Source organism: Pseudomonas sp. SJZ074 (genome assembly GCF_007828215.1).
GTDB lineage: Bacteria > Pseudomonadota > Gammaproteobacteria > Pseudomonadales > Pseudomonadaceae > Aquipseudomonas.
The window spans coordinates 1-24,815 of sequence record NZ_VIUE01000008.1 but is presented as its reverse complement, the minus strand read 5'-3'; the positions used below and the strand labels follow the sequence as shown (position 1 = coordinate 24,815).

The window sequence follows — 24,815 nt, the reverse complement described above, 5'->3', positions numbered from 1 at the left end:
GCCCGGAAGGTGATGCCGGAGATGTCAGTCGGTTTTTTTCTTCAGCTTGGGGTTGGGAAAGAACTGCACTGCCTGGACCTTGGCGTCCGACACTTTAAGCGCCGACGTGTTGACCCGGGTGCCGAGTTCCTTGGGCACCGACAGACCTTGTTCATTGAGCGTGTCGGAGTAACCGCAGGCGACGCACTCGCGATGAGGCACGCCGTCTTCGTTCCACATCATCAACTTGTCCGGCTCGCTGCACGCCGGGCAGACTGCCCCGGCGATAAAGCGTTTTTTCGTGATCACAGGCCCCTCGCTCATGCTGCCGCGTCCTCGCTCAGGCCGCTATGGCGCAAGAGTGCGTCAATCGACGGCTCACGGCCACGGAAGTCGACGAACAGCACCATCGGCTCCTGGGAACCCCCACGGGCCAGGATCGCCTCGCGGAAAGCGCGACCGGTGTCGGCGTTGAGCACGCCGTCTTCCTCGAACTTCGAGAACGCATCGGCCGACAGCACTTCCGCCCACTTATAGCTGTAGTAGCCCGCCGCGTAGCCGCCGGCGAAGATGTGGGCAAAGCTGTTGGGGAAACGGTTGTAGGCCGGTGGACGCATGACCGACACCTCGTCGCGCACGCCCTCGAGCACTTGCAGGACGTTGCGACCGTCGCCATGGGTGGCGTGCAGCTCGAAGTCGAACAGCGAGAATTCCAGCTGGCGGACCATCATCAGGCCGGACTGGAAGTTTTTCGCCGCGAGCATCTTTTCCAGCAGGTCCTGGGGCAGCGGTTCTCCGGTTTCGTAGTGGCCGGAAATCAGCGCCAGGCCTTCAGGCTCCCAGCACCAGTTCTCCATGAACTGGCTCGGCAGTTCCACGGCATCCCAGGCCACGCCATTGATGCCGGATACGCCGGCGTGCTCGACGCGGGTCAGCAAGTGGTGCAGGCCATGGCCGAATTCGTGGAACAGCGTGGTGACTTCGTCGTGGGTCAGCAGTGCCGGTTTGCCACTGTCGGCGGGGGTGAAGTTGCACACCAGGTTGGCGACCGGGCTTTGCAGCACGCCATCAATGGTGCGACGACGGTCTCGGGCGCCGTCCATCCAGGCGCCACCACGCTTGTTGGCGCGGGCATAGAGATCGAAGAAGAAGCGGCCGACGTGCTGGCCGTTCTCCTTGATTTCGAACAGGCGCACGTCCGGGTGCCAGCTATCGAAGCCTTTCAGTTCGGCGATCTCGATGCCGTACAGACGCTGGACGATGGCGAACAGGCCGCTCAGGACCTTGTCGATCGGGAAGTAGGCGCGCAGGGCTTCCTGGGCCACGCTGTAACGCTGCTGGCGCAGTTTTTCACCGTAGAAACCGCTGTCCCAGCTTTGCAGGTCGGGGCAGCCTTGCTCGGCGGCGAAGGCTTTCAGTTGTTCCAGGTCCTGGGCGGCGAACGGCTTGCTGCGCTTGGCCAGGTCACGGAGGAAGCTGAGGACCTGATCGCTGGACTCAGCCATCTTGGTCGCCAGGCTCAGTTCTGCGAAGTTGGCGAAGCCCAGCAATTGGGCCAGTTCCTGGCGCAGGTCGAGGATCTGCTCCATCACCGGGCCGTTGTCGTTCTGACCGGCATTCGGGCCTTGGTCCGAGGCGCGGGTGCAGTAGGCCGCGTAGACTTCTTCACGCAGGGCACGGTCTTCGGCGTAGGTCATCACCGCGTAGTAGCTGGGGAATTCCAGGTTGATCAGCCAGCCATCCAGTCCCTTGGCCTGGGCGGCCGCAGCCATTTGTGCTTTGGCCGACTCGGTCAGGCCGGCGAGGGCGGCATCAACGGTGACGTGCTTGGTCCAGGCCTGGGTGGCGTCCAGCAGTTGGTTGGAGAACCGGCTGCCCAGCTCGGACAACTTACTTTGCACCTCGGCGTAGCGTTTCTGCTGCTCCGGCGGCAGGTCGATACCCGACAGACGGAAATCCCGCAGGGAATGTTCGAGGATGGTTTTTTGCGCCACGTCGAAACCGGCGGCCTCAGGGCTGTTCGCCAGGGCTTCAAAGGCCTGGAACAGCTCGCGGTTCTGGCCCAGCTCGGTGGAGTAGGCGCTTAACGCTGGCAGGCAGGCCTCGTAGGCCTCGCGCAGTTCCGGGCTGTTGCGCACGGCATTCAGGTGGCTGACCGGGCTCCAGGCGGCACCCAGGCGATCGTTGAGCTCGTCCATCGCCAGCACCAGGCCGGCCCAGGTAGGCTGTTGGCCTTGGGTCTTGAGGATCTGCGCGATGGCGGCACGGTTGTCAGCCAGGATCTGCTCGATGGCCGGTTGCACGTGCTCGGCACGGATCGCCGAGAATGGCGGCAGGTCATAGGGCTGTAAAAGAGGGTTGTTCACGCTCACGGTTGGCACCTTGGCTGGAAGAAACATCGGCCCATCTTAATTACAATCGACCTTCACCGCAGCTAGCAGCGACTATCAGTAGAAAAGAGAGAGCCTATCGTGACCCTTCGCACGTACCAGAATCACACCCCACGGCTTGCCCGGGGCGCTTTCGTCGACAGCACTGCGGTGGTGATCGGTGACGTTGAAATCGGCGAAGACAGCTCCGTCTGGCCACTGACGGTCATTCGCGGCGACATGCACCGCATCCGCGTCGGTGCCCGTACCAGCGTCCAGGATGGCTGCGTGCTGCACATCACCCACGCCGGTCCTTTCAATCCCGATGGCTTCCCCTTGCTGATCGGCGACGACGTGACCATTGCCCACAAGGTCATGCTTCATGGCTGCACTGTAGGCAGCCGGGTGCTGATCGGCATGGGCAGCATCGTCATGGACGGCGCGGTGGTCGAAGATGATGTGATCATTGGCGCCGGCAGCCTCGTGCCGCCGGGCAAACGCCTCGAGAGTGGCTTCCTGTATGTGGGCAGCCCGGTGAAGCAAGCCCGGCCGCTGACCGACAAGGAGCACGCCTTCTTCACCTACAGCGCGGCGAACTACGTGAAGCTCAAGGATTTGCACCTGGCTGAAGGTTATGACCAGCCCTGAAACATCTGTTGAATCACTGTGGCGAGGGGATTTATCCCCTCACCACAGATGAACCTTCTTGCTACTGATTCATTCACCCAGGAGCTTGCATGCACTACCAGACCGTACTGTTCGACCTCGACGGTACCCTCACCGACCCACGTGAAGGCATCACCCGCTCGATCCAGTTCGCCTTAAGCAAACTGGGTATCGACGAGCCCGACGTGACCCGTCTCGAACATTTCATCGGCCCGCCGCTGCTACAGGCCTTCATGCAGTTCTATGGCTTCGACGAAGCGAAGGCCTGGGAGGCGGTGAATTTCTATCGCGAGCGCTTCAAGGTCACCGGCCTGTACGAGAACCGTGTTTTCGAAGGGGTGATGCCGCTGTTGGAAACCTTGGGCGGCCAGGGCCGGCAGTTGTACATCGCCACCTCCAAGCCCTGGGTCTTCGCCCGGGAAATCGCTCGTCACTTTGATTTTGCGCGGCACTTCAAGGTGATCTATGGCAGCGAGCTGGATGGCACGCGCACCGACAAAGTCGAATTGATCGCTCACTTGCTTGCCGAAGAAAGCCTCGACCCAGCCAACACCCTGATGATCGGTGACCGTAAACATGACCTGATCGGCGCCCGCACCAATGGTCTGGATGCGGCGGCGGTGGGATATGGGTTTGGCAGTCGCGAGGAGCTCATGGCCGAGAGTCCGGCGTATCACTTCCAGACGGTGGATGAGCTGCATCAGGCGTTTTTGCGGGCGTAGCTCGATAGCCGTCACGGGCAAGCCTTGCTCCCATAGAACTCATCGGGCATGAAGGACTCCCCTGTGGGAGCAAGGCTTGCCCGCGATGAGGCCGGCTCAATCAATGGATGCTATGACCCTGCCAACGCCTTCAACGCCGCCTTACGTTCATCCACCGGCAGCCTGCCGAGCTTTTCCACCGCGGCATAAAACGCCACCCAATCGCCCGAGGTCTGCCGGAACAACGCCGCGAACGCCGGCACCCATTGGTCGTAGAGCCCGAACGGCAGCAACCGTGCATTGTTCAGCGGCGCATAGACCCAGGCGTCGTAACGTTTGTCGCCGGCCCACTGGCTGTCACGCATCTGCGCATACTCGGCGCGCAGCCGTTCGAACGCCTGGGCCTTTTTCTGGCGCATCTGTTCGGCTGGCAGGGGCTGGGCGTAAAGCTTTTCCAGTCGTTGACGGGTGTCGAGGATCAACTGAATGAACTGGTCGCGCTGAAGTATCTGCTTGCCATCATCCGGTGCCAGCCCGCGGCTGGCACGCCATTGCCGGGTGCCTTCCTGTTCGACAAAGGTGGCGAAGGACTCGTTGAACTCGGTGTCGTCCTGTACGTAGAAGCGCTGGTGTGCCAGTTCATGAAAAATCAGCGTGGCCAGGCGTTCGTCGCCCCAGTGCGTCATCGAGCTCAGGATCGGATCGTTGAACCAGCCCAGGGTTGAATAAGCCTCTACTCCGCCAATCGATACGTCCATGCCACGCAAACGTTGCAAGGCCGCTTCGCCACGGGCGGCACTCTGGCTGTAGAAACCGCGATACGCCACGCAACCGGCGATGGGGAAGCAGTGGTTTTGTGGGGCCAGGGAAAACTCCTGCGTGGCAAAGACATTCCAGACTACATAAGGCCGACCAATGTCCGCATAGAGGCGGTAACTTTTGTTGTCCGGCAGATGCAGATGTGAGCTGGCGAAGGTTCGTGCTTCACGGGCCTGGGCCAAGTGCTGCCGCAAGCGGGCGTCGCGGGTGGGGTCGGCAATCACTTGGTCGACAGGCTCCCTGGCCTGCAACAGCCGCAACTGTCCGCCGATGAGCTGGCTGTAGTAACCGACATTGGAACAACCGTTGAGTAACAAAAGCAGGAGGCCCGGAAACAAAATCCTGAAAACACGGTCGAGTAACCGATGGCTGGAACGCGGCCTGATCAATTGGAGTCACCCTGGGAAAAGTCTGCCCACAAGACTATCCCGCCTGCCCGGAGCTTCGCTATGCGCGTGTTGATGCTGACGAGTGGCTTGTTGCTGCTGACCGGTTGTGCCAGCTTGCCCGACCCTGATCCTTCGCAAGCGTGGATCGATCTTGGCAACCATCAGGATACAGCGCTGCAAGCGCTGGAAGTCGATGACAAGATGTCCGTGGACAGGCGTTATTTCGAAGTGCAGCCCGGCGCCCATGAGCTGACCGTGCGTTATCAGTTTGCCGTCGAGCCCGGCAATATAGGCCCGGATGCCGAGCCGTTGTGGCGGGATTGTCGGTTGAATGTGAAATTCAAGGACTTCAACGCAGGCCAGCGTTACCAGTTGCAGGCCGGCAGCATCGGTTTCCGTCCGTGGGCCAAGCTCTATGATCAGCAGCGCAAGGTCGTGGGCCAAGGTACGCCAGCGGGCTGCCAGCAGAGTTGATCGGCGCTATGCTCAATACTCGACTTCAGGAAATTCATCATGCGCCTTCATATCCTGTTACTGGCCCTGGTCTCGGTGAGCGGTTGTGCATCAAGTCCGCTGCCCCCGGTCGATCCGAACATGGCCTGGGTCGATTTTGCGACCCCCATGCCGGGCGGCAAAGTGCTCATGGCCGAGGGCCTGGATGGGCAACGTCTGCGGGATGGGCGGTTCTTCCAGGTTTCGCCGGGCAGCCATGAGTTGAAAGTGCGCTTCGACTTCGAGGTCATGAGTGGTGGCGGATTGGGCATGCAGGCCGAACCGCAGGAACGGTTGTGCTACATGATCGTGCGTTACGATCATTTCGAGGCCGGCCAGCGTTATCGTCTGGAAGCCCGCAACCTGGCGTTTACCCCAAGCGCCCGGCTCTATAATGCCAAGCGTGAAATTGTTGCCGAGGAGCGGCAGGTCAACTGCGTTCCTTAATTGTCGTTCTTCTGGTAGATGATTTTCTTTCTGCCGCCTTCGCAGGTGCCGACCACCATGTTCTGATCGTGGACTTCTTTCTTCATGACAATTTCCAAGGTGTAGGACGACACTTTGTTCGCCTGGATCTTCGCCTCGATTTCCGCTTTCAGTTCTTCACAGGATTTTGGCGCCGCCAGGGCTGAGGTGGTCAAGGCGCAACCAATAATGACCAAGGCAAACCGTTTCATGCTCGAACTCCTCACTGCAGCACGTACCGCTTGTACGTTGAAACTGCCTACTGCATTCGACCACACATCGCTCAACGGGTAACAGGGAAAGATCGCAGCCTTCGGCGGCTGCGATCCTGATGCGGGGGGTCAGTTCACCAGCGTGGCATCCAGAGTGATCTTGGCGTTCAACACCTTGGAAACCGGGCAACCTTCCTTGGCCTTGTTGCTCAGCTCTTCAAACTGCTGCTGGCTGGCGCCGGGAATCTTCGCCTTGAGAATCAGCTTCACTGCGGTGATGGCAAAGCCACCTTCGACCTGGTCGAGGGTCACTTCGGCATTGGTATCGATGCTGTCGGCCTTGAACCCGGCATCCCCCAGGATCATCGAAAATGCCATGGAGAAACAGCCAGCATGGGCTGCGCCGATCAGCTCTTCGGGATTAGTGCCGCGGCCGCCCTCGAAACGGGCCTTGAAACCATAGGGTGCTTCGCGTAGCACGCCGGTTTCCGTGGAGATGGAGCCGATGCCGTTTTTCAGGTCACCTTCCCAGTGAGCCGATGCTTTCTTAATGATAGCCATGTCTGCCTCCTCAAGATCCGGCGCGCGGGTTGCGCCGGGTGTTTTTTGACTGCCAGGCTTGTGAGGATAGACCGCCTGACAAAGTTCACTTCATCGATTAGTCGACTAATTTAGTAGGAAAATTCGTTGCAGCTATTGAAACTCGGGTATATGCCCACATTGCAAGGCACACACCTACAGAAAACGGCAGGCTTTTGCCCGTAGGAAAAGCCCCGTTGGAGACGCCGGCCCATGAAACAGCTGTCCGAAGTGAAATTCTCAACCCTCGACCTCGTGCCTGTCCGCGAGGATGGCAATGCCGCCCGTTCCTTGCGTAACTCGCTGGATCTGGCGCAGCACGTGGAAAAATTCGGCTACACCCGTTTCTGGGTGGCTGAACACCACAATATGGATGGCATCGCCAGTTCCGCGACAGCGGTGCTGTTGAGTTATCTGGCCGGTGGTACTTCGACTATTCGTGTCGGCTCTGGCGGGGTGATGTTGCCCAACCATGCGCCGCTGATCATCGCCGAGCAGTTCGGCACCCTGGAAAGCCTCTTCCCGGGTCGGATCGATCTGGGGTTGGGTCGTGCACCCGGCTCCGATCAGATGACCGCCAGGGCTCTGCGTCGTGAGCGCTCCGGTAGCGCGGACGATTTCCCCGACGACGTGGCCGAGCTGATGCGCTATCTCGGCCCGCGCACCCCCGATCAACGCATCATCGCCATGCCCGGCACCGGGACCAACGTGCCGGTGTGGTTGTTGGGCTCGAGCCTGTTCAGCGCGCAGCTGGCCGGTGAGCGCGGTTTGCCCTACGCTTTCGCCTCCCATTTCGCACCGCGCTTTATGCATGAGGCCATTCGCATCTACCGCAACCATTTCAAGCCGTCGGCGGTGCTCGACAAACCCTACGTGATGCTCGGTGTGCCCTTGGTGGCGGCGGATACCGATGAGCAGGCTGATTATCTGGCGACTTCGGTGTATCAGCGGATCCTCGCGCTGATGCGCGGCCAGAGCCTGGTGCAGCGTCCACCGGTCGAAACCATGAACGGTCTCTGGTTACCCCATGAGAAAGAAGCGGTGGGCGATTTCCTTGGCCTGGCGATGATCGGGGGGCCGCAGAAGATCCGCGCCCGCCTCGAGGTACTGATTGAGCAGACCCAGGCCGATGAGCTGATATTCACCAGCGACCTGTATGAGCATGCCGACCGTTTGCATTCATATGAATTGCTGGCGCAGGTCATGAAGGGCTGAATCGTGCCCATGAAAAAGCCGACGCATGCGTCGGCTTTGACATTCGAGCAGCATCAGCGCTTGTAGACGATTTCCTTCGTACCGCCCTCACAAGTACCGACGACTTTCCCGTCACCCGCCGCACCTTTATCGACGATTTCCAGCGAATAACCTGAAACTTTCTTGGCATCGAGCTTCGCTGCGATTTCGCTTTTCAGCTCCTCGCAGGACTTACCGGCGGCAAACGCCGAACCCGCAAGGCTCAGCAAACCCACAGCAACCATCAACTTTTTCATCGCTCGCACTCCTTGGTCGGATCATTAGGCTGGTATTAAACAGGAGGGATGCGCCCGTCGGATAGCGCATCGCCATTCCTATGGCACTCCGCCAGCGTGCAAGTTCCACGCGCCTCAGCTATTTGCGATCCGGAAGCCGACCTTGAGGGTTACCTGGAAGTGCGCGGCCCGGCCGTTTTCGATATGCCCGCGAGTTTCGGTGACTTCGAACCATTCCAGGTGCTTGAGGCTCTTGCTGGCTTCGGCCAGGGCATTGTTGATGGCATCTTCGATGCTGGTGGCGGATGAGCCGACCAGCTCGACCTTTTTGTACGTGTGATGATCAGTCATGACGTTTCTCCTGATTATTTCCAGCCGCTTGGCTACCAAGAGCCTAGCAGCGATTTTTCGCCTTACGTGTGGTGCCGTTCACGCGCTGAAGTTCAGATTTACTGCACTTTCAGAAACGGCGGGAGTCCCAACTTTCACACGCACTCAACCACTGCAGGAGAGAGCCACCATGGCCAGCAATTCATTACGCAAAGCCTCGTTGCAAAGCATGGAAGCGGAAATCGAGAATCTGCTCAAGTCGTTGGAAAGCCTGAAGGACGACGCTTCGGACGAGTCGCGTAAGACCCTCAAATCGCTCAAGGCAAACGCCGAAAATGCATTGAAGCATTCCCGTCATCTGCTCAGCGACGCGTATGAAGAGGTCAAGGTGAAAACCCGCGAAACCGGGCTCGCCACACGCGATTACGCTCAAGAGCACCCGTGGACCACCGCCGGTGTCGCGGTCGGGGCCCTTGGTCTGTTGGCCGCTTATCTGCTGTGCAAGCGCGGTGATTAAGCCGGTTGGCTCAACTCATGCCTGAGCCATTGGGCCAACTGCCGGGCGCGGCTGTCTGAGGCGCGCTTGGGTAGCCATAATGCCAGTCGCGCCGGGGTTTCAACGAAGCCCCATGGCGCGACGAGGCGTCCGGCGCGCACATCCTCGGCCACCAACGGCTCGGGAGCGATGGCTACGCCCAACCCTGCCACCGCAGCCTCCAGCAAATAATATAAATGCTCGAAACCCTGGCCGAATTTCAGTGCCTGTGGATCGAGGTCGTTTTGCCCTGCCCAGGTCGGCCAGGCCTGTGGGCGGGACGTGGTATGCAGCAACGACTCGCCCAACAGCGCGCTGGCCGGGGCGGATTTCAGGTCGATGAAGCCGGTATAACGCGGGCTGATGACTGGGCCGATCCGCTCGCTGACCAACTCGTACACCTGCATGTCCGCCGGCCAAGGTGGCTCGGCAAAGACCAGCAAAGCGTCCAGCCCTGGGCGCCTGGGGTCCAGATCACCTTCGCCGGCGGACAAATGCAAGCGCAAGTCCGGCAGATCGGCATTGAGTCGGCCCAGGCGAGGAATGAACCAGCGCGCCAACAAACTGCCCGAGCAGCCCAGCACAAACGGAGCATCCGCCGTGCTTTGGGTGAGTTCGGCGCAGGCGCTACGTAGCCGCTCGAAAGCTTCGGCGCTGGCATCACGCAGGCGCAGGCCCGCATCTGTGAGTTTCAGGCCTCTTCCATCCTTGACGAACAGGCTGACGCCCAGATGCTCTTCCAGCACCTTCAACTGTCGGCTGACGGCGCCGTGAGTGACGTGAAGCTGTTCGGCTGCCTGGCTTACGCTGTTCAGGCGAGCGGTGGCTTCGAAGGCACGCAAGGCGTTGAGGGGAGGCAGGTCGTGGCGCATGGTATATGTGAATTTTTCTGACAGGTTGTGGCGATCTTATCGGTTTTCAGGGCGAGATGTCAGGGGTAGAGTGAACCTCATTGTCTTCTCACGCATTTGCCTGGAGCGTTCCCATGACCCAGCCTACGACCCCCTTCAACCTGCGCAGCGGTCCCGATGCCAATGGCCTGTTCGGTGCATTCGGCGGCCGCTATGTGGCTGAAACCCTCATGCCATTGATCCTCGACCTGGCCCGTGAATACGAAGTGGCGAAGGAAGATCCTGCATTCATCGAGGAACTGGCCTACTTCCAGCGGGACTACGTCGGTCGTCCGAGTCCGCTCTACTTCGCTGAGCGCCTGACCGAGTACTGCGGTGGAGCGAAGATCTATCTCAAGCGCGAGGAGCTGAACCACACCGGCGCGCACAAGATCAACAACTGCATCGGCCAGATCCTGCTGGCGCGGCGCATGGGCAAAAAACGCATCATCGCCGAGACCGGCGCCGGCATGCATGGCGTGGCCACTGCCACCGTGGCCGCACGTTTCGGCCTGGATTGCGTGATCTACATGGGCACCACCGACATCGAGCGCCAACAGGCCAACGTGTTCCGCATGAAATTGCTCGGCGCCGAAGTGATTCCGGTGGTCGCCGGTACCGGTACCCTGAAAGATGCCATGAACGAAGCCCTGCGCGACTGGGTCACCAACGTCGACAGCACGTTCTACCTGATCGGCACCGTGGCCGGTCCACACCCGTATCCGGCCATGGTTCGCGACTTCCAGGCGGTGATCGGCAAGGAAACCCGCGATCAACTGCAAGCTCAGGAAGGTCGCCTTCCGGACAGTCTGGTGGCGTGCATCGGCGGTGGTTCCAATGCGATGGGCCTGTTCCACCCGTTCCTGGACGACAAGAGCGTCGAGATCATCGGCGTCGAAGCGGCTGGCTACGGCATCGAAACCGGCAAGCATGCGGCGAGCCTGAACGGTGGCGTCCCCGGCGTATTGCACGGCAACCGTACTTTCCTGCTGCAAGACGAAGACGGCCAGATCATCGATGCCCACTCGATTTCCGCCGGCCTCGACTACCCGGGGATTGGTCCGGAACACGCCTGGTTGCACGACATCGGTCGCGTCCAGTACACCTCGATCACCGATGCCGAAGCCCTGGACGCCTTCCACAAATGCTGCCGCCTGGAAGGCATCATTCCTGCGCTGGAAAGCTCCCATGCCCTGGCTGAGGTGTTCAAGCGCGCGCCGAACCTGCCCAAGGATCACCTGATGGTGGTCAACCTCTCCGGCCGTGGCGACAAAGACATGCAAACCGTGATGCACCACATGGAACAGTCCCAGCAGGAGAAACACTGATGAGCCGCCTGCAAACCCGTTTTGCCGAACTCAAGCAACAAAACCGCGCCGCCCTGGTGACCTTCGTGACCGCCGGCGACCCGAACTACGACACCTCGCTGGCAATCCTCAAGGGCCTGCCGGCGGCCGGTGCCGATGTGATCGAGCTGGGCATGCCGTTTACCGATCCGATGGCCGACGGCCCGGCGATCCAGTTGGCGAACATCCGCGCGCTGGGGGCTCAACAGAACCTGGCAAAAACCCTGCAGATGGTTCGCGAGTTCCGTAAGGACAACAGCGAGACACCCTTGGTGCTGATGGGCTACTTCAACCCGATCCATCGATATGGTGTGCAACGCTTCATTGGCGAAGCGCTGGATTCCGGCGTCGATGGCCTGATCGTGGTGGACATGCCGCCCGAGCACAACGGCGAACTGTGCGATCCGGCCCAGGCTGCGGGTCTGGATTTCATCCGCCTGACCACACCGACCACCGATGATGTGCGGTTGCCGACGGTGCTCAATGGCAGTTCGGGCTTTGTGTACTACGTATCGGTGGCGGGCGTGACCGGCGCCGGTGCCGCGACGCTGGAGCATGTGGAAGAAGCCGTGGCGCGTCTGCGTCGCCATACCGATCTACCGATCAGCATCGGTTTCGGCATCCGCACGCCGGAGCAAGCCGCTGCCATTGCACGATTGGCCGATGGCGTGGTGGTCGGCTCGGCGTTGATCGACCATATCGCCAGCGCCGAGACATCGGAGCAGGCCGTCGATGGCGTGCTGAGCTTGTGCGCCGCCCTGGCCGACGGTGTGCGTAATGCACGCATGAGTTGATTTATTGCTGCAACAAAAAAGGTTCAGAACCAGGTTCTGAACCTTTTTTGTTGTGCATGAAAATGATCTGTAGTTTTGCCCGGGCTGCTCATTGTGGCGAGGTTCATCAAGGCAGCTCCAACCCACCCCCCGCCTTATGCAGTTTGCGCAGATGTTCACCAAGCTCCTTGACGTTGGCCTCGCTCGCGGCGATTTCAGCGGCGCGGCTTGGCTCGAGCAGAGCCCGGACTTCCTTGTCCAGATCGCCCGTCAGTGTTTGTAGCTGTTTCTGGCGCAGGCTGCTTTCCGATTCCAGTCGCTGCCACTCGCTGGGCTGGGGCAACCCGTAGCCGCTACTGCCCAGCAACTCCGCAGGGCGGCTCAGGAAGCCACTGTTGGCGAGGATCTGCTGCAGTGTCGCGTTGGCCCGTTCCATGCCACCGTTCTGCAGTTCGCGGGCACCGAGGTAGCGTTGTTTGACTTCATCCTGGGCCAGCAGCAGTTGCCGGCGATAACTGGCCTGTTCCAGCAACAGCAATGCCGCGCTGGTGCGCAGGTCGGCCTGTTCGAACCAGACACGGCGCTCGGCGGCGTCCAGGGCCAGCCAGTCCTCTACCGATTGCTGTTTGATCGGCAGGTACTTTTTCAGCACGTTGAACATCGCCTGATACCGATCACGAAATGAATCGAAGCGGTAGCCCAGGCGCAGGGCTTCCTTGGGATCGTCCAACACGCTGGTGTCCGCCAGGCCCCGCCCCTTGAGCACTTCCAGCAAACCGTTGGGCATGATGCTGTCCAGGCCCTTGAGTTGCCCGTTATTGCTGCCGCTGCGCAGCAGCTTCAGGCTCTCTACCGCGCAGTTATTGGACAGGAAGTAATAGCTGCCGTCATAGCTCCAGTGCATTTCGGCGGCGTGCTCGACCGTCTCCTCGATCTCGGTCCGTGACAGGTTCAGCGGTACGGACGCCAGGCTGCGCAGTTCGGTCTTGGTGTATTCATCGATCACCTGGGCCAGCGGCAACACGAACAGTCGCGACGGATACTTGCCCACCAGGCCGTCCCAGCTGGACAACTGCACATCACCGACGAAGGCACGGTACGAGAGCACCAGGTGTTGATCCAGATCCAGCCGGCAATCCGGCCCACGTGGGCGGCCGGGTGCACAGATCACCAGGCGGAGCATGCTGTGGCCCCAGCGGCTGACCCAGTTCTGGTTGGCTTCTGCCAACAGGTAATCGATGGCGTAGACCCGTTCTGGGTCGACCTTGCCCAGTGGTGTCCTGGCGAAGTCGTTGCCGGCATTGAGGAAGGCGAACGACTTGGCGCAGGTGTCTTTGGCGGGCGGGGCCCAACCAAAGTGTTCCTGATAATAGCGGTACAGCGCGGGCCGTCGGCAGGCGTAGCTCGGGTCGAGGAGAAAGTACTCCATGTTGACCGCGACGAACTCCTTGGGGCTGCTGGTCTCATAGAGGTCTGGGCTGCGGGCGACCTGGCGGTTGTGCTGCTCCCGTTCACCGCGACGACCGACGTATTGCGGCCAGCCAGCGAGGTCCAGCAGACGAGGATCATCACTGAGGGTGAAGCGGCGGTCGTTCTGGCCCCGGCATTCATCCGGGAGGCCGATCAGCCCGGCGCTACTGTGGCGTCGCGTGCAGCGCTGGATCAACGCACGCTCGGCATCCGGCCATAAACGTGCGCGGTCATAGATGTGGGTCAGTTCATGCAGGACGGTGGCCAGCAATTCTCGCCGCACGGTACCGTGGGGACGGCGAGTCTTTTGCGTAGCGGCGCTGCCGTCCGTGAGGCTGTCGAGCAGGTTGCTGTTGAGGTCGAGCTGCGACACCAACGAGGCTTGGCCATACGCGTTGGCTGGCATCCGGTCGGTCCAACCGACATCGATACGGCGGTCCAATTGCTCGATGAAACGTGGCGGCAGGGCCGCCATGGCTTCATCGAGCAGCGCCTGGCTGGCCTGCTGCTGCGCGAGGCTCAGGCCTTCGCCGTTGAGGTGCAGTCGCAGGCCGGCCTGGGCAGTACTGCCCATGAGCAGCAGGACCCCGGCCGCCAGCCAGGCGGCGAGCCGCCTCACAGTGCGAGGATGGCTTCGGCGAGGACCTGATCGCTGGCATCGCGGGCTTCCGGCACGCGGGTACGCAAGGTGTCGAAGGCGGCTTCGAGGTGAGCGCCACGGATTTCACCGTTGCTGGCGACGAAGCTGGCTGCATCGTCATGGGCTTCGCGGACGATCTTCGAATCCCGGATGGAAGTGGTGGTATCGGAAGTGAAATCGATCGTGCGCTGCGAGGCGCGAACGATGATGTTACTGGTGGCTACCAGGGTATGGGCCTGGGCCACATCGGCCAATACCAGCAGGCCTAGGGCGGCAGCAATCAGCGGGCTACGCATGGAACGACTCCGGAAAGTTGGGATAACTATTGGACGAGAATTGCCTGTGCCAGTTCAAGGTCGCTGACATGAAGTTTTGGCTGGGTCTGACGTAGATAAGCCAAGGCCGACTCCAGTCGTGCGCCCCGCAACTGCCCATCACTGGCAACGAATACTGCCGCGTCATCGCGAGCGGCGACGATCAGTTTATGGTCGAAGGGCGCAGAGGTCACCATGCTCGTGGCATAGCCGCTGACCACCACCTGTTGGGTGGATACATCGAAGGCATGAGCCGAAACGGACCAGCAGGCAGCGACCAGGAACAAAACGATAGGCAGATCTGAGGTAAAACGCATGGCACTCGACGGTTTATGGTGAACCTGAAGGCTAGCGCAAACCGCCGGGCCAGAGCCAGCGTTGAAACATCGGGATACCTTCGGCCGCCCGATGTTTCATGTTGGATCAGATCACCAGGATCGCCTGGGCCAACTGGGCATCGGTGGCGTTCAACTGCGGCGCCTGCTGACGGATGAAATCCAAGGCACTTTCCAGTTTCACGCCACGGATGGCGCCTTCGCTGGCCACGAAGCTGGCGGCATCGTCACGGGCCGCCTGGACGATTTTATTGTCCCGCAGCGACGAAGTCGCATCGGAAGTTGCATCGGACGTGGCCTTGAGAGCCCCAACGAGGGAGTCGGTGGTGACGATGAAGCTGCTGGCATTGGCATGGGCAGTTACGGCCAGCAAGGCTGCAACGCTGAGCAGACGAAGACGGATCATGATGAGACTCCTTGGGTGATGAATGCCGATTCTTTAGCGGGAAGAGGAGACGCCTGTCCGACTCGCTTCGCCACGTTCGCCTGGATAGTAAGTCAGATCGCGGCGTAGGACAGCTCTGATATAGAGCGCCTACTCTCTCGAATTGCCAAAAATCAAACTGTACCTGTTGAAATTAAGAAATATGAGAATTGTACCTGTTCTGGGCTGAGACGCTTGTTTCAGAGCCCTGAAACGACAAGACCCGTCGCGGTTTCCCGCGACGGGTCTTGTCTTGTTCAATTCGGTGCTGGCGGTGGACCCGGTGGGTCAGGGCCAGCGACGCTGAGTTAGCGCCAGAACGGCTTGCTCAGCTCTTCGTAGCGCTGGGCTTCGCTGATACCGGCGTCAGCCAGCAGGCGAGCATCCAGACGGGCCAGTTGATGGCGGCTGGCGATACGGCGCTGCCACAGCATCAGGTTGGCAATAATGCGAAGAGGCAGGGAAGCCTGGTTTTTTGCAGCGTTGTCTTCGAAAAACAGCTCGGAACTGAGTGTACGTTCCATGGTTGACATCCTTCCGCTTATGGCGGGATTAGGTAGTGGTTTAACTTTAACTGGTGCCCATGATCCTCTCGTTTGGCCAGACTCTGTAGATACAGTTCATTAGTATTGTGCGCGACCAGTTAACTGTTAAAGAGCGGTGTACTGGTCCATATTGAGGCAACTGTACCTGTCTGCACAATTATGGTGCGCTTTATGGTGCTTTTGCGCGTTAAGCAATAAAATTCGCTCTGAAAATACCGGTACAGCAGTACAGTTTTTGTCGGTAAACACCAGAAGTCCATGACCGACGAAAACTGTATCCGCTGCAGCGCTGATTCAGCTGTATCAAACAGCCAACATGCATCCGGTTTCTTCCAGGTTCAGGTGCCAACTCAATGCGTCGCGCAGGACGTGAGGCGTATGCCCACCCAAGGCGCATGCCGCTTCAAAATACTCGTTCAAGGCCTGGCGATAGGTCGGATGCACACAGCGGTCGATGATGACTCGCGCCCGTTCCCGAGGGGCCAGGCCTCGCAAGTCGGCCAAGCCGATCTCGGTGACCAGGATGTCGACATCATGTTCGGTGTGGTCCACGTGGCTGACCATCGGCACGACGCTGGAGATAGCGCCTCCCTTCGCAATCGACTTGGTCACGAAAATTGCCAGGTGCGCGTTGCGGGCGAAGTCGCCCGAGCCGCCGATGCCATTCATCATTCGTGTGCCGCAGACATGGGTGGAGTTGACGTTGCCATACAGGTCGAATTCCAGAGCGGTATTGATGCCGATGATGCCCAGGCGGCGGACGATTTCAGGATGGTTGGATATTTCCTGTGGCCGCAGGACCAGCTTGTCTTTGTACTTCTCCAGGTTGGCGAACACATCGGCATTGCGCCGGCTCGAGAGCGTAATGGAGCTGCCTGAGGCATAGCTCAGTTTGCCGGCGTCGATCAGGTCGAACGTGGAGTCCTGCAGTACCTCGGAGTACATGGTCAGTTCTTCGAACGGCGAATCGATCAACCCGCACATTACGGCGTTGGCGATGTTGCCGATACCGGCCTGCAGCGGGCCAAGCTTGTTGGTCATGCGCCCGGCCGCGACTTCGTGCTTGAAGAAATCGATCAAGTGATCGGCAATGGCCTGGGTGTCGTTGTCCGGGGGTGTCACGGTTGACGGCGAGTCGCCCTGGTCGGTGATGACAATGGCGGCGATTTTCTCCGGCGGGATCGGGATGGCGGTACTGCCGATACGGTCGTCGACCTTCACCAAGGGAATCGGCGTGCGGGTTGGGCGATAGGTTGGGATATAGATGTCGTGCAATCCTTCCAGGTCCGGGTTGTGGGCCAGGTTGATTTCAACGATCACTTGTCGGGCGAAGATAGCAAAACTGGCGGAGTTGCCCACTGATGTGGTCGGGACGATGTGGCCTTGTTCGGTGATGGCGACGGCTTCGATCACGGCTATATCGGGTAGCTTGAGCTGGGCGTTGCGCAACTGCTCCACGGTTTCCGAAAGGTGCTGATCGATGAACATCACCTCCCCTGAGTTGATCGCCTTGCGCAACGTGCTATCGACCTGGAATGGCATGCGCCGTGCCAGCACGCCGGCCTGAGTGAGCTCCTTATCGAGGTCGTTACCCAGGCTTGCGCCGGTCATCAGGCTGATTTTCAGCGGGCTGACCTTGGCGCGCTCGGCCAGGGCGTGGGGGACTGCTTTCGCTTCACCGGCACGGGTGAAGCCGCTCATGCCAACGGTCATGCCGTCCTCGATCAACAAGGCTGCGTCGGCAGCGCTCATCACTTTATTCAATAACGAAGGCAGGCGAATGCGGTCACGGTACATGGAATGTGTTCTCGGGCTGGGAGCAAGGATGCGCAGTCTAGTGAATTCGCGCCGTACCCGACCCGCGACAAAAGTCGCATTTGAGGCGTCTATTACGGGGGTTTCAGGCAAAACATCATTACCGGATCGGTAACATCAGGCCTTGATACAAATCAAAACGCCCCGACAAGTCGGGGCGTTTTAGTGAGGCACAGAGCGTTATTCCACGGCTTTGACCATGTCCTCGATGACTTTCTTGGCGTCACCGAACACCATCATGGTCTTGTCCAGATAGAACAGCTCGTTGTCCAGGCCGGCATAGCCGCTGGCCATGGAGCGCTTGTTGACGATGATGGTCTTGGCTTTGAAGGCTTCGAGGATCGGCATGCCGGCAATCGGCGATTTCGGATCGTTCTTCGCTGCCGGGTTGACCACGTCGTTGGCACCAAGCACCAGGACCACGTCGGCCTGGCCGAACTCGGAGTTGATGTCCTCCATCTCGAACACCTGGTCGTAAGGCACTTCGGCCTCGGCCAGCAATACGTTCATGTGTCCGGGCATGCGCCCGGCCACCGGGTGGATCGCGTACTTCACGGTCACGCCGTGGTGGGTCAGCTTCTCGGTCAGCTCTTTCAAGGCATGCTGCGCCCGTGCGACCGCCAAGCCATAGCCTGGCACGATGATCACGGTGTCGGCATTGGTCAGCAGGAACGTGGCGTCATCCGCGGAGCCCGATTTCACCGGACGCGCTTCCTTCGAGCCGGCTGGGCCTGCCGCATCGGCGCTGTTGCCGAAGCCGCCCAGCAGCACGTTGAAGAACGAACGGTTCATGGCCTTGCACATGATGTACGAGAGGATCGCACCACTGGAGCCCACCAGCGAGCCGGCGATGATCAGCATCGAGTTGTTCAACGAGAAGCCGATACCCGCTGCTGCCCAGCCCGAATAGCTGTTGAGCATCGACACCACCACCGGCATGTCCGCACCGCCGATAGGGATGATGATCAGCACGCCCAGCACGAATGCCAGGGCCAGCATCAGGGCGAAGGCGCCGAGGTTACCCGTGACCATGAACATCACGCCCAGTCCCAGCGTGGCCAGACCCAGAATCAAGTTGAGCTTGTGCTGGCCACCGAACTGCACCGGCGCCCCTTGGAACAGGCGGAACTTGTACTTGCCGGACAGCTTGCCGAAGGCGATCACGGAGCCTGAGAAGGTGATTGCACCGATGGCCGCGCCGAGGAACAGCTCCAGGCGGTTACCGGCCGGAATCGAATCGCCCAGTTGCTTGACGATGCCCAGGGATTGCGGCTCGACGACGGCAGCGATGGCGATGAACACGGCCGCCAGGCCGATCATGCTGTGCATGAACGCAACCAACTCCGGCATCTTGGTCATCTCGACGCGCTTGGCCATGATCGAACCGGCGGTGCCGCCGATCAACAGGCCGACGATGACGTAACCGATGCCTGCGGTCGCAAGTTCGGCCCCCAGCTTATAGATGAGGCCCACGGTCGTGGCGATCGCCAGCGCCATGCCGAGCATGCCGAACAGGTTGCCGCGACGGGATGTGGTTGGGTGCGACAGGCCCTTGAGGGCCTGGATGAAACAGATCGACGCGATCAGGTACAGCGTCGTTACCAGGTTCATGCTCATTACTTGGGCGCCTCTTCTTTTGCTTTCGGGGCTTTTTTCTTGAACATCTCAAGCATGCGGCGCGTTACCAGGAAGCCACCGAATACGTTGACGGCGGCCAGGGCGACAGCCAGGGTGCCCATGGTCTTGCCCAGTGGTGTCACGGTCAGCGCGGCGGCGAGCATCGCGCCGACGATCACGATCGCCGAAATGGCGTTGGTCACTGCCATCAACGGAGTGTGCAGTGCAGGCGTTACGTTCCAGACCACGTGGTAACCGACATAAATCGCCAGCACGAAGATGATCAGGTTGTAGATACCGGGGGAGATAAGCTCTTCCATTGTCTGAATCCCTGCTTAGGCGTTTTTGCGGATGACCTGGCCGTCGCGGCACATCAGGCACGCGGCGACGATGTCGTCTTCCAGGTTCACGTCGAACTGACCTTCCTTGGTGAAGACCAGCTTCAGGAAGTCCAGCAGGTTACGGGCGTATAGCGCCGAAGCGTCGGCTGCGACTTCTCCGGCCAGGTTGGTCGGGCCGACGATGGTCACGCCGTTCTCGACGACAACCTGATCGGCCACGGTCAGCGGGCAGTTGCCACCCTGGGCAGCCGCGAGGTCAATGACCACCGAGCCGGGTTTCATCTGTGCCACAGTTTCGGCGCTCAGCAAGGTCGGTGCCTTGCGGCCGGGGATCAACGCCGTGGTGATGACGATGTCGGCCTGCTTGGCGCGCTCATGCACCGCCTGGGCCTGGCGCTGCATCCAACTGGCGGGCATGGGGCGAGCGTAACCGCCGACACCGACCGCGCATTCGCGCTCTTCATCGGTCTCATAAGGCACGTCGACGAACTTCGCGCCGAGGGATTCGATCTGTTCCTTCACTGCGGGACGTACATCCGAAGCCTCGATCACCGCACCCAAGCGTTTAGCCGTGGCAATCGCCTGCAACCCGGCTACACCTGCGCCGAGAATCAGCACGCGCGCCGCTTTCACGGTGCCCGCGGCGGTCATCAGCATCGGCATGAAGCGTGGGTAGTAGTGCGCGGCCAGCAGCACGGCCTTGTAGCCGGCAATGTTGGCTTGGGACGACAGTACATCCAGGCTCTGGGCGCGGGAGGTACGTGGCGCTGCCTCGAGGGCGAACGCGGTAATGCCGCATTCGGCCAGTTTGGCGATGGTTTCGTTGCTGAACGGATTGAGCATGCCCACCAGCACGGTGCCGCTTTTGATCAGCGCCAGTTCGCTGTCGCTGGGAGCAACCACCTTGAGGATCAGTTCGGCCCCGAACGCGTCGCTGGCACTGCCAATGGTCGCGCCGGCGGCTTCATAGGCACTGTCGATAACGCTGGCCTTGAGACCCGCGCCGCTCTGAACAGTGACTTTATGACCCTGGCCGATCAGCTTCTTGATGGTTTCCGGGGTAGCAGCAACCCGTGTTTCACCCGTCTGGGTTTCGAGAGGAACACCAATGTGCACGTCAAATCTCCTGCGTGATCTTATTGAGTAAACCCATGCACTTCGGATGGTGCGGCTGGGGCGGCGGATCAGCACGATCCCGCCGAATCAGGCGGGGCGCGGCATTTTGCAGGCGAAAATACAGCCCTTCAAGGGATTATGACGGGTGACGAAAAATTAACTACAAGTCACCCTGTGACCGAATGTCGCAATCATCGGTTATAAACCCATGCAGGCCGTGCCTTTCCCGGATTCAGGCTCAATTTTATAAATTTTCCCATCGGCCAGATGAATGAGCCGTGATGAGTGGGGCGATATGGCTCAAAGCCACGTATTTGAACGCTTCTGAGACTACTGTACTGATTTCTGAACAGATTGACTGATTGCGACAAAAACTTATATCTGTAGCGCTTTTTATTAGCTTACTACCAGAGTGGGTTATGGGTGATTTCTTTATTAATCAAGAAGATAGCCTCTGGCCTGGCCTACCAGCCAATCACGAAAAGCCCTCAGAGACGCGGATTCGACCTTTCGCTCCGGGATCATCAGGTAATAGGCCTTGATGCTCGATAACGCATTGCTGTTGGCAATGACCAAGCGTTTTTCTGCCAATTCCCGCTGTATCAGGAAGGGCGGAATCAAGGCTATTCCCATGTCGTGCATGGCGGCTTGGGCAAGCATGGAGAATAGTTCATAACGCGGGCCTGTCAGGTCGCGGGCAACGTTGAGTTCCTGGGCGTTGAACCATTGGCGCCAGGCATATGGGCGTGTGGTTTGCTGGAGCAGAGGCAACTCGGCAATGGCTTGCGGTGTCAGATTGTTGCGGTCGCCCAACAGCGGGGGGCTGCAGACTGGCATGGGGTTTTCGCCCATGAGCTTGTGGGATTCGGTACCGGACCAGTCGCCATCGCCAAAATAGATGGCGGCGTCAAAGTCCGTGTCCGCAAACAGAAAAGGGCGGGTGCGGTTGGTCAGGTTGACGGTGACTTCCGGATGTTGCTCTTGGAACTCCTTCAAGCGTGGTAACAGCCATTGGGTTCCAAACGTGGGCACCACGGCCAGCTCGATCACGTTCGCGCCGGTGTGTCCCATTACTGAAAGCGTGTCGCGCTCGACGGCGTCCAACTGGGTGGCAACCCGGCGGCTATAGGACAGGCCGGCTTCAGTCAGCTTGACGCCGCGCCGCGAACGTCGGAACAACTCTACGCTGAGAAAGTCTTCCAGGCTGGCGATCTGTCGGCAGATTGCTCCCTGGGTGAGGGAAAGCTCCTGTGCGGCCTTGGTAAAGCTCTCATGGCGTGCGGCGGCCTCGAAGCTGACCAGTGCGGCGGTACTGGGAATTTTGCGGCGCATATACGGCGACCTCACTGATCATTGGGATAAACAGGCGTTGTAACGATTACGGAGTGAGAAATTAGCACAAGCACATGCGTAATCGTCGTTTGCCCTTGTAGGAAACCGCGCCTAGGATCAATCCACGATTTTTCATTTGATTGGCGAGGGTTTTTTCATGGCCGGTAAAGCGAGCTTCAACTGGATCGATCCATTGTTGCTGGACCAACAGCTCACCGAAGAAGAGCGCATGATCCGCGACACTGCCGAGCAGTTCGCCCAGCAGAAGCTTGCGCCCCGGGTGCTGGAAGCGTTCCGTCATGAAAAAACCGACCCGGCGATTTTTCGTGAGATGGGAGAAGTGGGGCTTTTGGGCGCCACCATTCCCGAGCAGTACGGCGGCAGTGGCTTGAATTACGTCAGCTATGGCCTGATCGCTCGTGAAGTGGAGCGTGTGGACTCCGGCTATCGCTCGATGATGAGTGTGCAGTCCTCGCTGGTCATGGTGCCTATCAACGAGTTTGGTACCGAGGCCCAGAAGCAGAAATACCTGCCGAAGCTGGCCTCCGGTGAGTGGATCGGTTGCTTCGGTCTGACCGAGCCAAACCATGGTTCCGACCCGGGTGCGATGATTACTCGCGCGCGCAAAGTCGAAGGCGGCTACAGTCTGACGGGCAGCAAGATGTGGATCACCAACAGCCCGATTGCCGATGTGTTTGTCGTCTGGGGCAAGGACGACGCCGGCGACATCCGGGGCTTTGTCTTGGAGAAAGGCTGGAAGGGCCTGAGCGCGCCGGCCATTCATGGCAAGGTCGGGCTGCGTGCTTCCATCACCGGCGAGATCGTCATGGACAACGTGTTTGTTCCTGAAGAGAACATCTTCCCGGATGTGCGTGGCCTGAAAGGTCCGTTTACCTGTCTGAACTCGGCACGCTACGGCATTTCCTGGGGCGCCTTGGGTGCCGCCGAATTCTGCTGGCACACCGCTCGCCAATACACGCTGGATCGTCAGCAGTTTGGTCGGCCATTGGCGGCCAATCAGTTGATCCAGAAGAAACTGGCTGACATGCAGACTGAAATCACCCTCGCCCTGCAAGGATGCCTGCGTCTGGGCCGTATGAAAGATGAAGGCACGGCGGCGGTGGAGATCACTTCGATCATGAAGCGCAACTCTTGCGGCAAATCCTTGGAGATCGCGCGTATGGCGCGGGACATGCTGGGCGGCAATGGCATCTCGGATGAGTTCGGTATTGCCCGTCATCTGGTAAATCTGGAAGTGGTGAACACATATGAGGGTACCCACGATGTTCATGCGCTGATCCTCGGTCGTGCGCAAACCGGTATCCAGGCGTTCTATTAATAGGAGAACGGCCATGGGCGCGCTTTCGCACTTGCGGGTATTGGATTTATCGAGAGTCCTGGCCGGGCCGTGGGCCGGCCAGATCCTGGCCGACCTGGGGGCGGAGGTCATCAAGGTCGAGCGTCCGGGCAATGGCGACGACACCCGTGCCTGGGGGCCACCCTTCCTGAAGGATGGCCGTGGCGAAAATACGACCGAGGCGGCTTATTACCTATCGGCCAATCGCAACAAGCAATCGGTCACCATCGACTTCACCCGGCCCGAGGGGCAGAACCTGGTGCGGGAGCTGGCGGCCAAATCCGACATCCTGATCGAGAACTTCAAGGTCGGTGGGCTTGCAGCGTATGGTCTGGACTACGACTCGCTGAAGGCGCTCAATCCGCGCTTGATCTATTGCTCGATCACCGGGTTTGGCCAAACCGGTCCTTATGCAAAGCGCGCCGGTTATGACTTCATGATTCAGGGACTGGGGGGCTTGATGAGTCTCACCGGTCGGCCCGAGGGTGATGAGGGCGCCGGGCCGGTGAAGGTCGGGGTGGCGCTGACGGATATCCTCACGGGGCTTTATTCCACCGCGGCCATCCTGGCGGCGCTGGCTCATCGCGACCAGGCGGGCGATGGTCAGCATATCGACATGGCATTGCTGGACGTTCAAGTGGCTTGCCTGGCCAACCAGGCGATGAACTACCTGACGACAGGCAATGCACCGAAGCGATTGGGCAATGCTCATCCCAATATCGTGCCTTATCAGGATTTTCCTACTGCTGACGGCGACTTTATTCTTACCGTGGGTAACGACGGCCAGTTCCGCAAATTTGCTGAGGTCGCCGGTCAGCCGCAGTGGGCGGATGATCCTCGTTTTGCGACGAACAAGCAGCGGGTGGCGAACCGAGCAGTGCTGATCCCATTGATTCGCCAGGCGACAGTGTTCAAGACCACGGCCGAATGGGTAGCCCAGCTGGAGCAGGCCGGCGTGCCATGCGGACCGATCAATGATCTGGAGCAGGTGTTTGCCGATCCCCAGGTGCGGGCTCGCGGGCTGGCGATGGAGCTGCCCCATGCATTGGCCGGTAAGGTGCCGCAGGTCGCCAGCCCGATTCGCTTGTCTAGGACGCCTGTGGAGTACCGTCGCGCGCCTCCGTTGCTGGGGGAGCACACCTTGGAGGTGCTGCAGCGGGTGCTCGGGTTGGATGAGTCGACTGTGACGGCTTTTAAAGAGGCACAAGTCATTTGAGGCTTTCTTCTATATAGAAGAGGCATTGCTGTTTATCGGGTGTGCTGCAACGTATTGATAGAAAAAGCAAAATTAAGGGTTGACGGCAGATTCTGAGTCTCTATAATTCGCCCCACTTCCGGCGCAGTCGAAACGGAAAACTCTTTGAGTTTCAATGAATTAGATGTTTTCTGGTAGCGCAGGGCTTCAGTTCATCGAAGTCCGGAAGAAGTCGGCAGGGCAGGTGGTTTGGCTCGGTTTGACGGTTCGATCTTCTCGGTCGAAAGCGGTAAAAAAGAG

Annotated in this window: 28 protein-coding genes; 10 read left to right on the top strand and 18 right to left on the bottom strand. The window is 59.7% G+C overall.

From position 1 onward, the window contains the following. Positions 1 to 24: 24 nt before the first annotated feature. Together FBX99_RS11520 and prlC are read right to left on the bottom strand one after the other, a co-directional pair. Positions 25 to 303 (bottom strand): YheV family putative zinc ribbon protein, encoded by a 279-nt coding sequence (locus tag FBX99_RS11520; protein WP_144930863.1) that lies wholly within the window; start codon positions 301 to 303, stop codon positions 25 to 27. Continuing rightward, a complete protein-coding gene (gene prlC, locus FBX99_RS11515; RefSeq protein ID WP_178111920.1) occupies positions 300 to 2,378 on the bottom strand; it encodes an oligopeptidase A in 2,079 nt (692 codons plus the stop codon). The genes FBX99_RS11520 and prlC overlap by 4 nt, the downstream gene beginning before the upstream one ends. A 72-nt stretch (positions 2,379 to 2,450) precedes the next feature. Between prlC and FBX99_RS11510 the strand changes: the two genes are divergently transcribed. Together FBX99_RS11510 and FBX99_RS11505 are read left to right on the top strand one after the other, a co-directional pair. Then, entirely contained in the window at positions 2,451 to 2,996 is a 546-nt protein-coding gene (locus FBX99_RS11510; protein WP_144930860.1) for a gamma carbonic anhydrase family protein, read from the top strand. An 89-nt stretch (positions 2,997 to 3,085) separates the two neighbouring features. Beyond that, positions 3,086 to 3,736 carry an HAD family hydrolase gene (locus FBX99_RS11505; protein ID WP_144930859.1) on the top strand — a complete coding sequence of 217 codons (651 nt, stop codon included), beginning with the start codon at positions 3,086 to 3,088 and terminating at the stop codon, positions 3,734 to 3,736. 110 nt (positions 3,737 to 3,846) lie between these two features. Here FBX99_RS11505 and FBX99_RS11500 read toward each other — a convergent pair whose 3' ends face one another. Next, positions 3,847 to 4,923 (bottom strand): aminopeptidase, encoded by a 1,077-nt coding sequence (locus FBX99_RS11500; protein WP_145131631.1) that lies wholly within the window; start codon positions 4,921 to 4,923, stop codon positions 3,847 to 3,849. A 60-nt stretch (positions 4,924 to 4,983) separates the two neighbouring features. Here FBX99_RS11500 and FBX99_RS11495 point away from each other — a divergent pair, with 60 nt between their 5' ends. Both FBX99_RS11495 and FBX99_RS11490 read left to right on the top strand, forming a co-directional pair. Further along, positions 4,984 to 5,397, top strand: a complete 414-nt coding sequence (locus FBX99_RS11495) for a hypothetical protein (RefSeq protein ID WP_144930856.1) — start codon at positions 4,984 to 4,986, stop codon at positions 5,395 to 5,397. Between the two features lie 39 nt (positions 5,398 to 5,436). Further along, the gene (locus FBX99_RS11490) at positions 5,437 to 5,862 is read left to right on the top strand and encodes a hypothetical protein (RefSeq protein WP_144930854.1); all 426 of its coding nucleotides are present in this window, start codon (positions 5,437 to 5,439) and stop codon (positions 5,860 to 5,862) included. Here FBX99_RS11490 and FBX99_RS11485 read toward each other — a convergent pair. Continuing rightward, complete coding sequence (locus FBX99_RS11485) at positions 5,859 to 6,092, bottom strand: DUF1161 domain-containing protein (RefSeq protein ID WP_144930852.1); 234 nt, start codon at positions 6,090 to 6,092, stop codon at positions 5,859 to 5,861. The two genes, FBX99_RS11490 and FBX99_RS11485, sit on opposite strands and share 4 nt — an antisense overlap. 129 nt (positions 6,093 to 6,221) lie before the next feature. Beyond that, positions 6,222 to 6,653 carry an OsmC family protein gene (locus FBX99_RS11480; protein ID WP_144930850.1) on the bottom strand — a complete coding sequence of 144 codons (432 nt, stop codon included), beginning with the start codon at positions 6,651 to 6,653 and terminating at the stop codon, positions 6,222 to 6,224. Positions 6,654 to 6,884: 231 nt separating this feature from the next. On the opposite strand from FBX99_RS11480, the gene FBX99_RS11475 reads away from it, so the two are divergent. After that, positions 6,885 to 7,886: an LLM class flavin-dependent oxidoreductase gene (locus FBX99_RS11475; protein ID WP_144930849.1), complete on the top strand. Its 1,002-nt coding sequence runs from the start codon at positions 6,885 to 6,887 to the stop codon at positions 7,884 to 7,886. A 53-nt stretch (positions 7,887 to 7,939) separates the two neighbouring features. Here FBX99_RS11475 and FBX99_RS11470 read toward each other — a convergent pair whose 3' ends face one another. Then, the gene (locus FBX99_RS11470; protein WP_145131629.1) at positions 7,940 to 8,161 is read right to left on the bottom strand and encodes a DUF1161 domain-containing protein; all 222 of its coding nucleotides are present in this window, start codon (positions 8,159 to 8,161) and stop codon (positions 7,940 to 7,942) included. Positions 8,162 to 8,275: 114 nt separating this feature from the next. Continuing rightward, entirely contained in the window at positions 8,276 to 8,491 is a 216-nt protein-coding gene (locus tag FBX99_RS11465) for a dodecin (RefSeq protein ID WP_047704048.1), read from the bottom strand. A gap of 169 nt (positions 8,492 to 8,660) precedes the next feature. Between FBX99_RS11465 and FBX99_RS11460 the strand changes: the two genes are divergently transcribed. Then, positions 8,661 to 8,987, top strand: a complete 327-nt coding sequence (locus FBX99_RS11460) for a YqjD family protein (RefSeq protein WP_024778479.1) — start codon at positions 8,661 to 8,663, stop codon at positions 8,985 to 8,987. Here the strand turns inward: FBX99_RS11460 and FBX99_RS11455 are convergent. After that, a complete protein-coding gene (locus tag FBX99_RS11455; protein WP_144930845.1) occupies positions 8,984 to 9,877 on the bottom strand; it encodes a LysR family transcriptional regulator in 894 nt (297 codons plus the stop codon). The genes FBX99_RS11460 and FBX99_RS11455 overlap by 4 nt on opposite strands. A gap of 113 nt (positions 9,878 to 9,990) precedes the next feature. Here FBX99_RS11455 and trpB point away from each other — a divergent pair, with 113 nt between their 5' ends. Continuing rightward, positions 9,991 to 11,223, top strand: coding sequence for a tryptophan synthase subunit beta (gene trpB / locus FBX99_RS11450; RefSeq protein WP_047704050.1), 1,233 nt, complete (start codon positions 9,991 to 9,993; stop codon positions 11,221 to 11,223). Continuing rightward, the gene (gene trpA, locus FBX99_RS11445; RefSeq protein WP_144930843.1) at positions 11,223 to 12,035 is read left to right on the top strand and encodes a tryptophan synthase subunit alpha; all 813 of its coding nucleotides are present in this window, start codon (positions 11,223 to 11,225) and stop codon (positions 12,033 to 12,035) included. The genes trpB and trpA overlap by 1 nt, the downstream gene beginning before the upstream one ends. Before the next feature lie 106 nt (positions 12,036 to 12,141). Here trpA and FBX99_RS11440 read toward each other — a convergent pair whose 3' ends face one another. The 10 genes from FBX99_RS11440 to FBX99_RS11395 all read right to left on the bottom strand — a co-directional run bounded on the left by FBX99_RS11440 (position 12,142) and on the right by FBX99_RS11395 (position 21,963). Then, complete coding sequence (locus tag FBX99_RS11440; protein WP_144930842.1) at positions 12,142 to 14,103, bottom strand: DUF4105 domain-containing protein; 1,962 nt, start codon at positions 14,101 to 14,103, stop codon at positions 12,142 to 12,144. After that, positions 14,100 to 14,420, bottom strand: coding sequence for a DUF2388 domain-containing protein (locus FBX99_RS11435; protein WP_003187020.1), 321 nt, complete (start codon positions 14,418 to 14,420; stop codon positions 14,100 to 14,102). The genes FBX99_RS11440 and FBX99_RS11435 overlap by 4 nt, the downstream gene beginning before the upstream one ends. A 26-nt stretch (positions 14,421 to 14,446) precedes the next feature. Beyond that, positions 14,447 to 14,755 (bottom strand): DUF2388 domain-containing protein, encoded by a 309-nt coding sequence (locus FBX99_RS11430; protein ID WP_144930840.1) that lies wholly within the window; start codon positions 14,753 to 14,755, stop codon positions 14,447 to 14,449. A gap of 106 nt (positions 14,756 to 14,861) precedes the next feature. Further along, entirely contained in the window at positions 14,862 to 15,179 is a 318-nt protein-coding gene (locus tag FBX99_RS11425) for a DUF2388 domain-containing protein (RefSeq protein ID WP_055128286.1), read from the bottom strand. Between the two features lie 326 nt (positions 15,180 to 15,505). After that, positions 15,506 to 15,721, bottom strand: coding sequence for a DUF1127 domain-containing protein (locus tag FBX99_RS11420; protein ID WP_144930839.1), 216 nt, complete (start codon positions 15,719 to 15,721; stop codon positions 15,506 to 15,508). A 324-nt stretch (positions 15,722 to 16,045) separates the two neighbouring features. Beyond that, positions 16,046 to 17,539 (bottom strand): acetyl-CoA hydrolase/transferase family protein, encoded by a 1,494-nt coding sequence (locus FBX99_RS11415; protein ID WP_145131627.1) that lies wholly within the window; start codon positions 17,537 to 17,539, stop codon positions 16,046 to 16,048. Between the two features lie 198 nt (positions 17,540 to 17,737). After that, positions 17,738 to 19,174: an NAD(P)(+) transhydrogenase (Re/Si-specific) subunit beta gene (locus tag FBX99_RS11410; protein WP_047704057.1), complete on the bottom strand. Its 1,437-nt coding sequence runs from the start codon at positions 19,172 to 19,174 to the stop codon at positions 17,738 to 17,740. After that, positions 19,174 to 19,494, bottom strand: a complete 321-nt coding sequence (locus FBX99_RS11405; protein ID WP_003220416.1) for an NAD(P) transhydrogenase subunit alpha — start codon at positions 19,492 to 19,494, stop codon at positions 19,174 to 19,176. Before FBX99_RS11405 ends, FBX99_RS11410 begins: the two co-directional genes overlap by 1 nt. 15 nt (positions 19,495 to 19,509) lie before the next feature. Beyond that, positions 19,510 to 20,631, bottom strand: a complete 1,122-nt coding sequence (locus FBX99_RS11400) for a Re/Si-specific NAD(P)(+) transhydrogenase subunit alpha (RefSeq protein ID WP_144930836.1) — start codon at positions 20,629 to 20,631, stop codon at positions 19,510 to 19,512. Between the two features lie 435 nt (positions 20,632 to 21,066). After that, positions 21,067 to 21,963 carry a LysR family transcriptional regulator gene (locus FBX99_RS11395; RefSeq protein ID WP_145131626.1) on the bottom strand — a complete coding sequence of 299 codons (897 nt, stop codon included), beginning with the start codon at positions 21,961 to 21,963 and terminating at the stop codon, positions 21,067 to 21,069. Positions 21,964 to 22,120: 157 nt separating this feature from the next. Here FBX99_RS11395 and FBX99_RS11390 point away from each other — a divergent pair, with 157 nt between their 5' ends. Then, positions 22,121 to 23,302, top strand: coding sequence for an acyl-CoA dehydrogenase (locus tag FBX99_RS11390; RefSeq protein ID WP_145131624.1), 1,182 nt, complete (start codon positions 22,121 to 22,123; stop codon positions 23,300 to 23,302). Positions 23,303 to 23,315: 13 nt separating this feature from the next. Beyond that, positions 23,316 to 24,536, top strand: a complete 1,221-nt coding sequence (locus FBX99_RS11385; protein WP_144930831.1) for a CaiB/BaiF CoA-transferase family protein — start codon at positions 23,316 to 23,318, stop codon at positions 24,534 to 24,536. Positions 24,537 to 24,815: the final 279 nt, after the last annotated feature.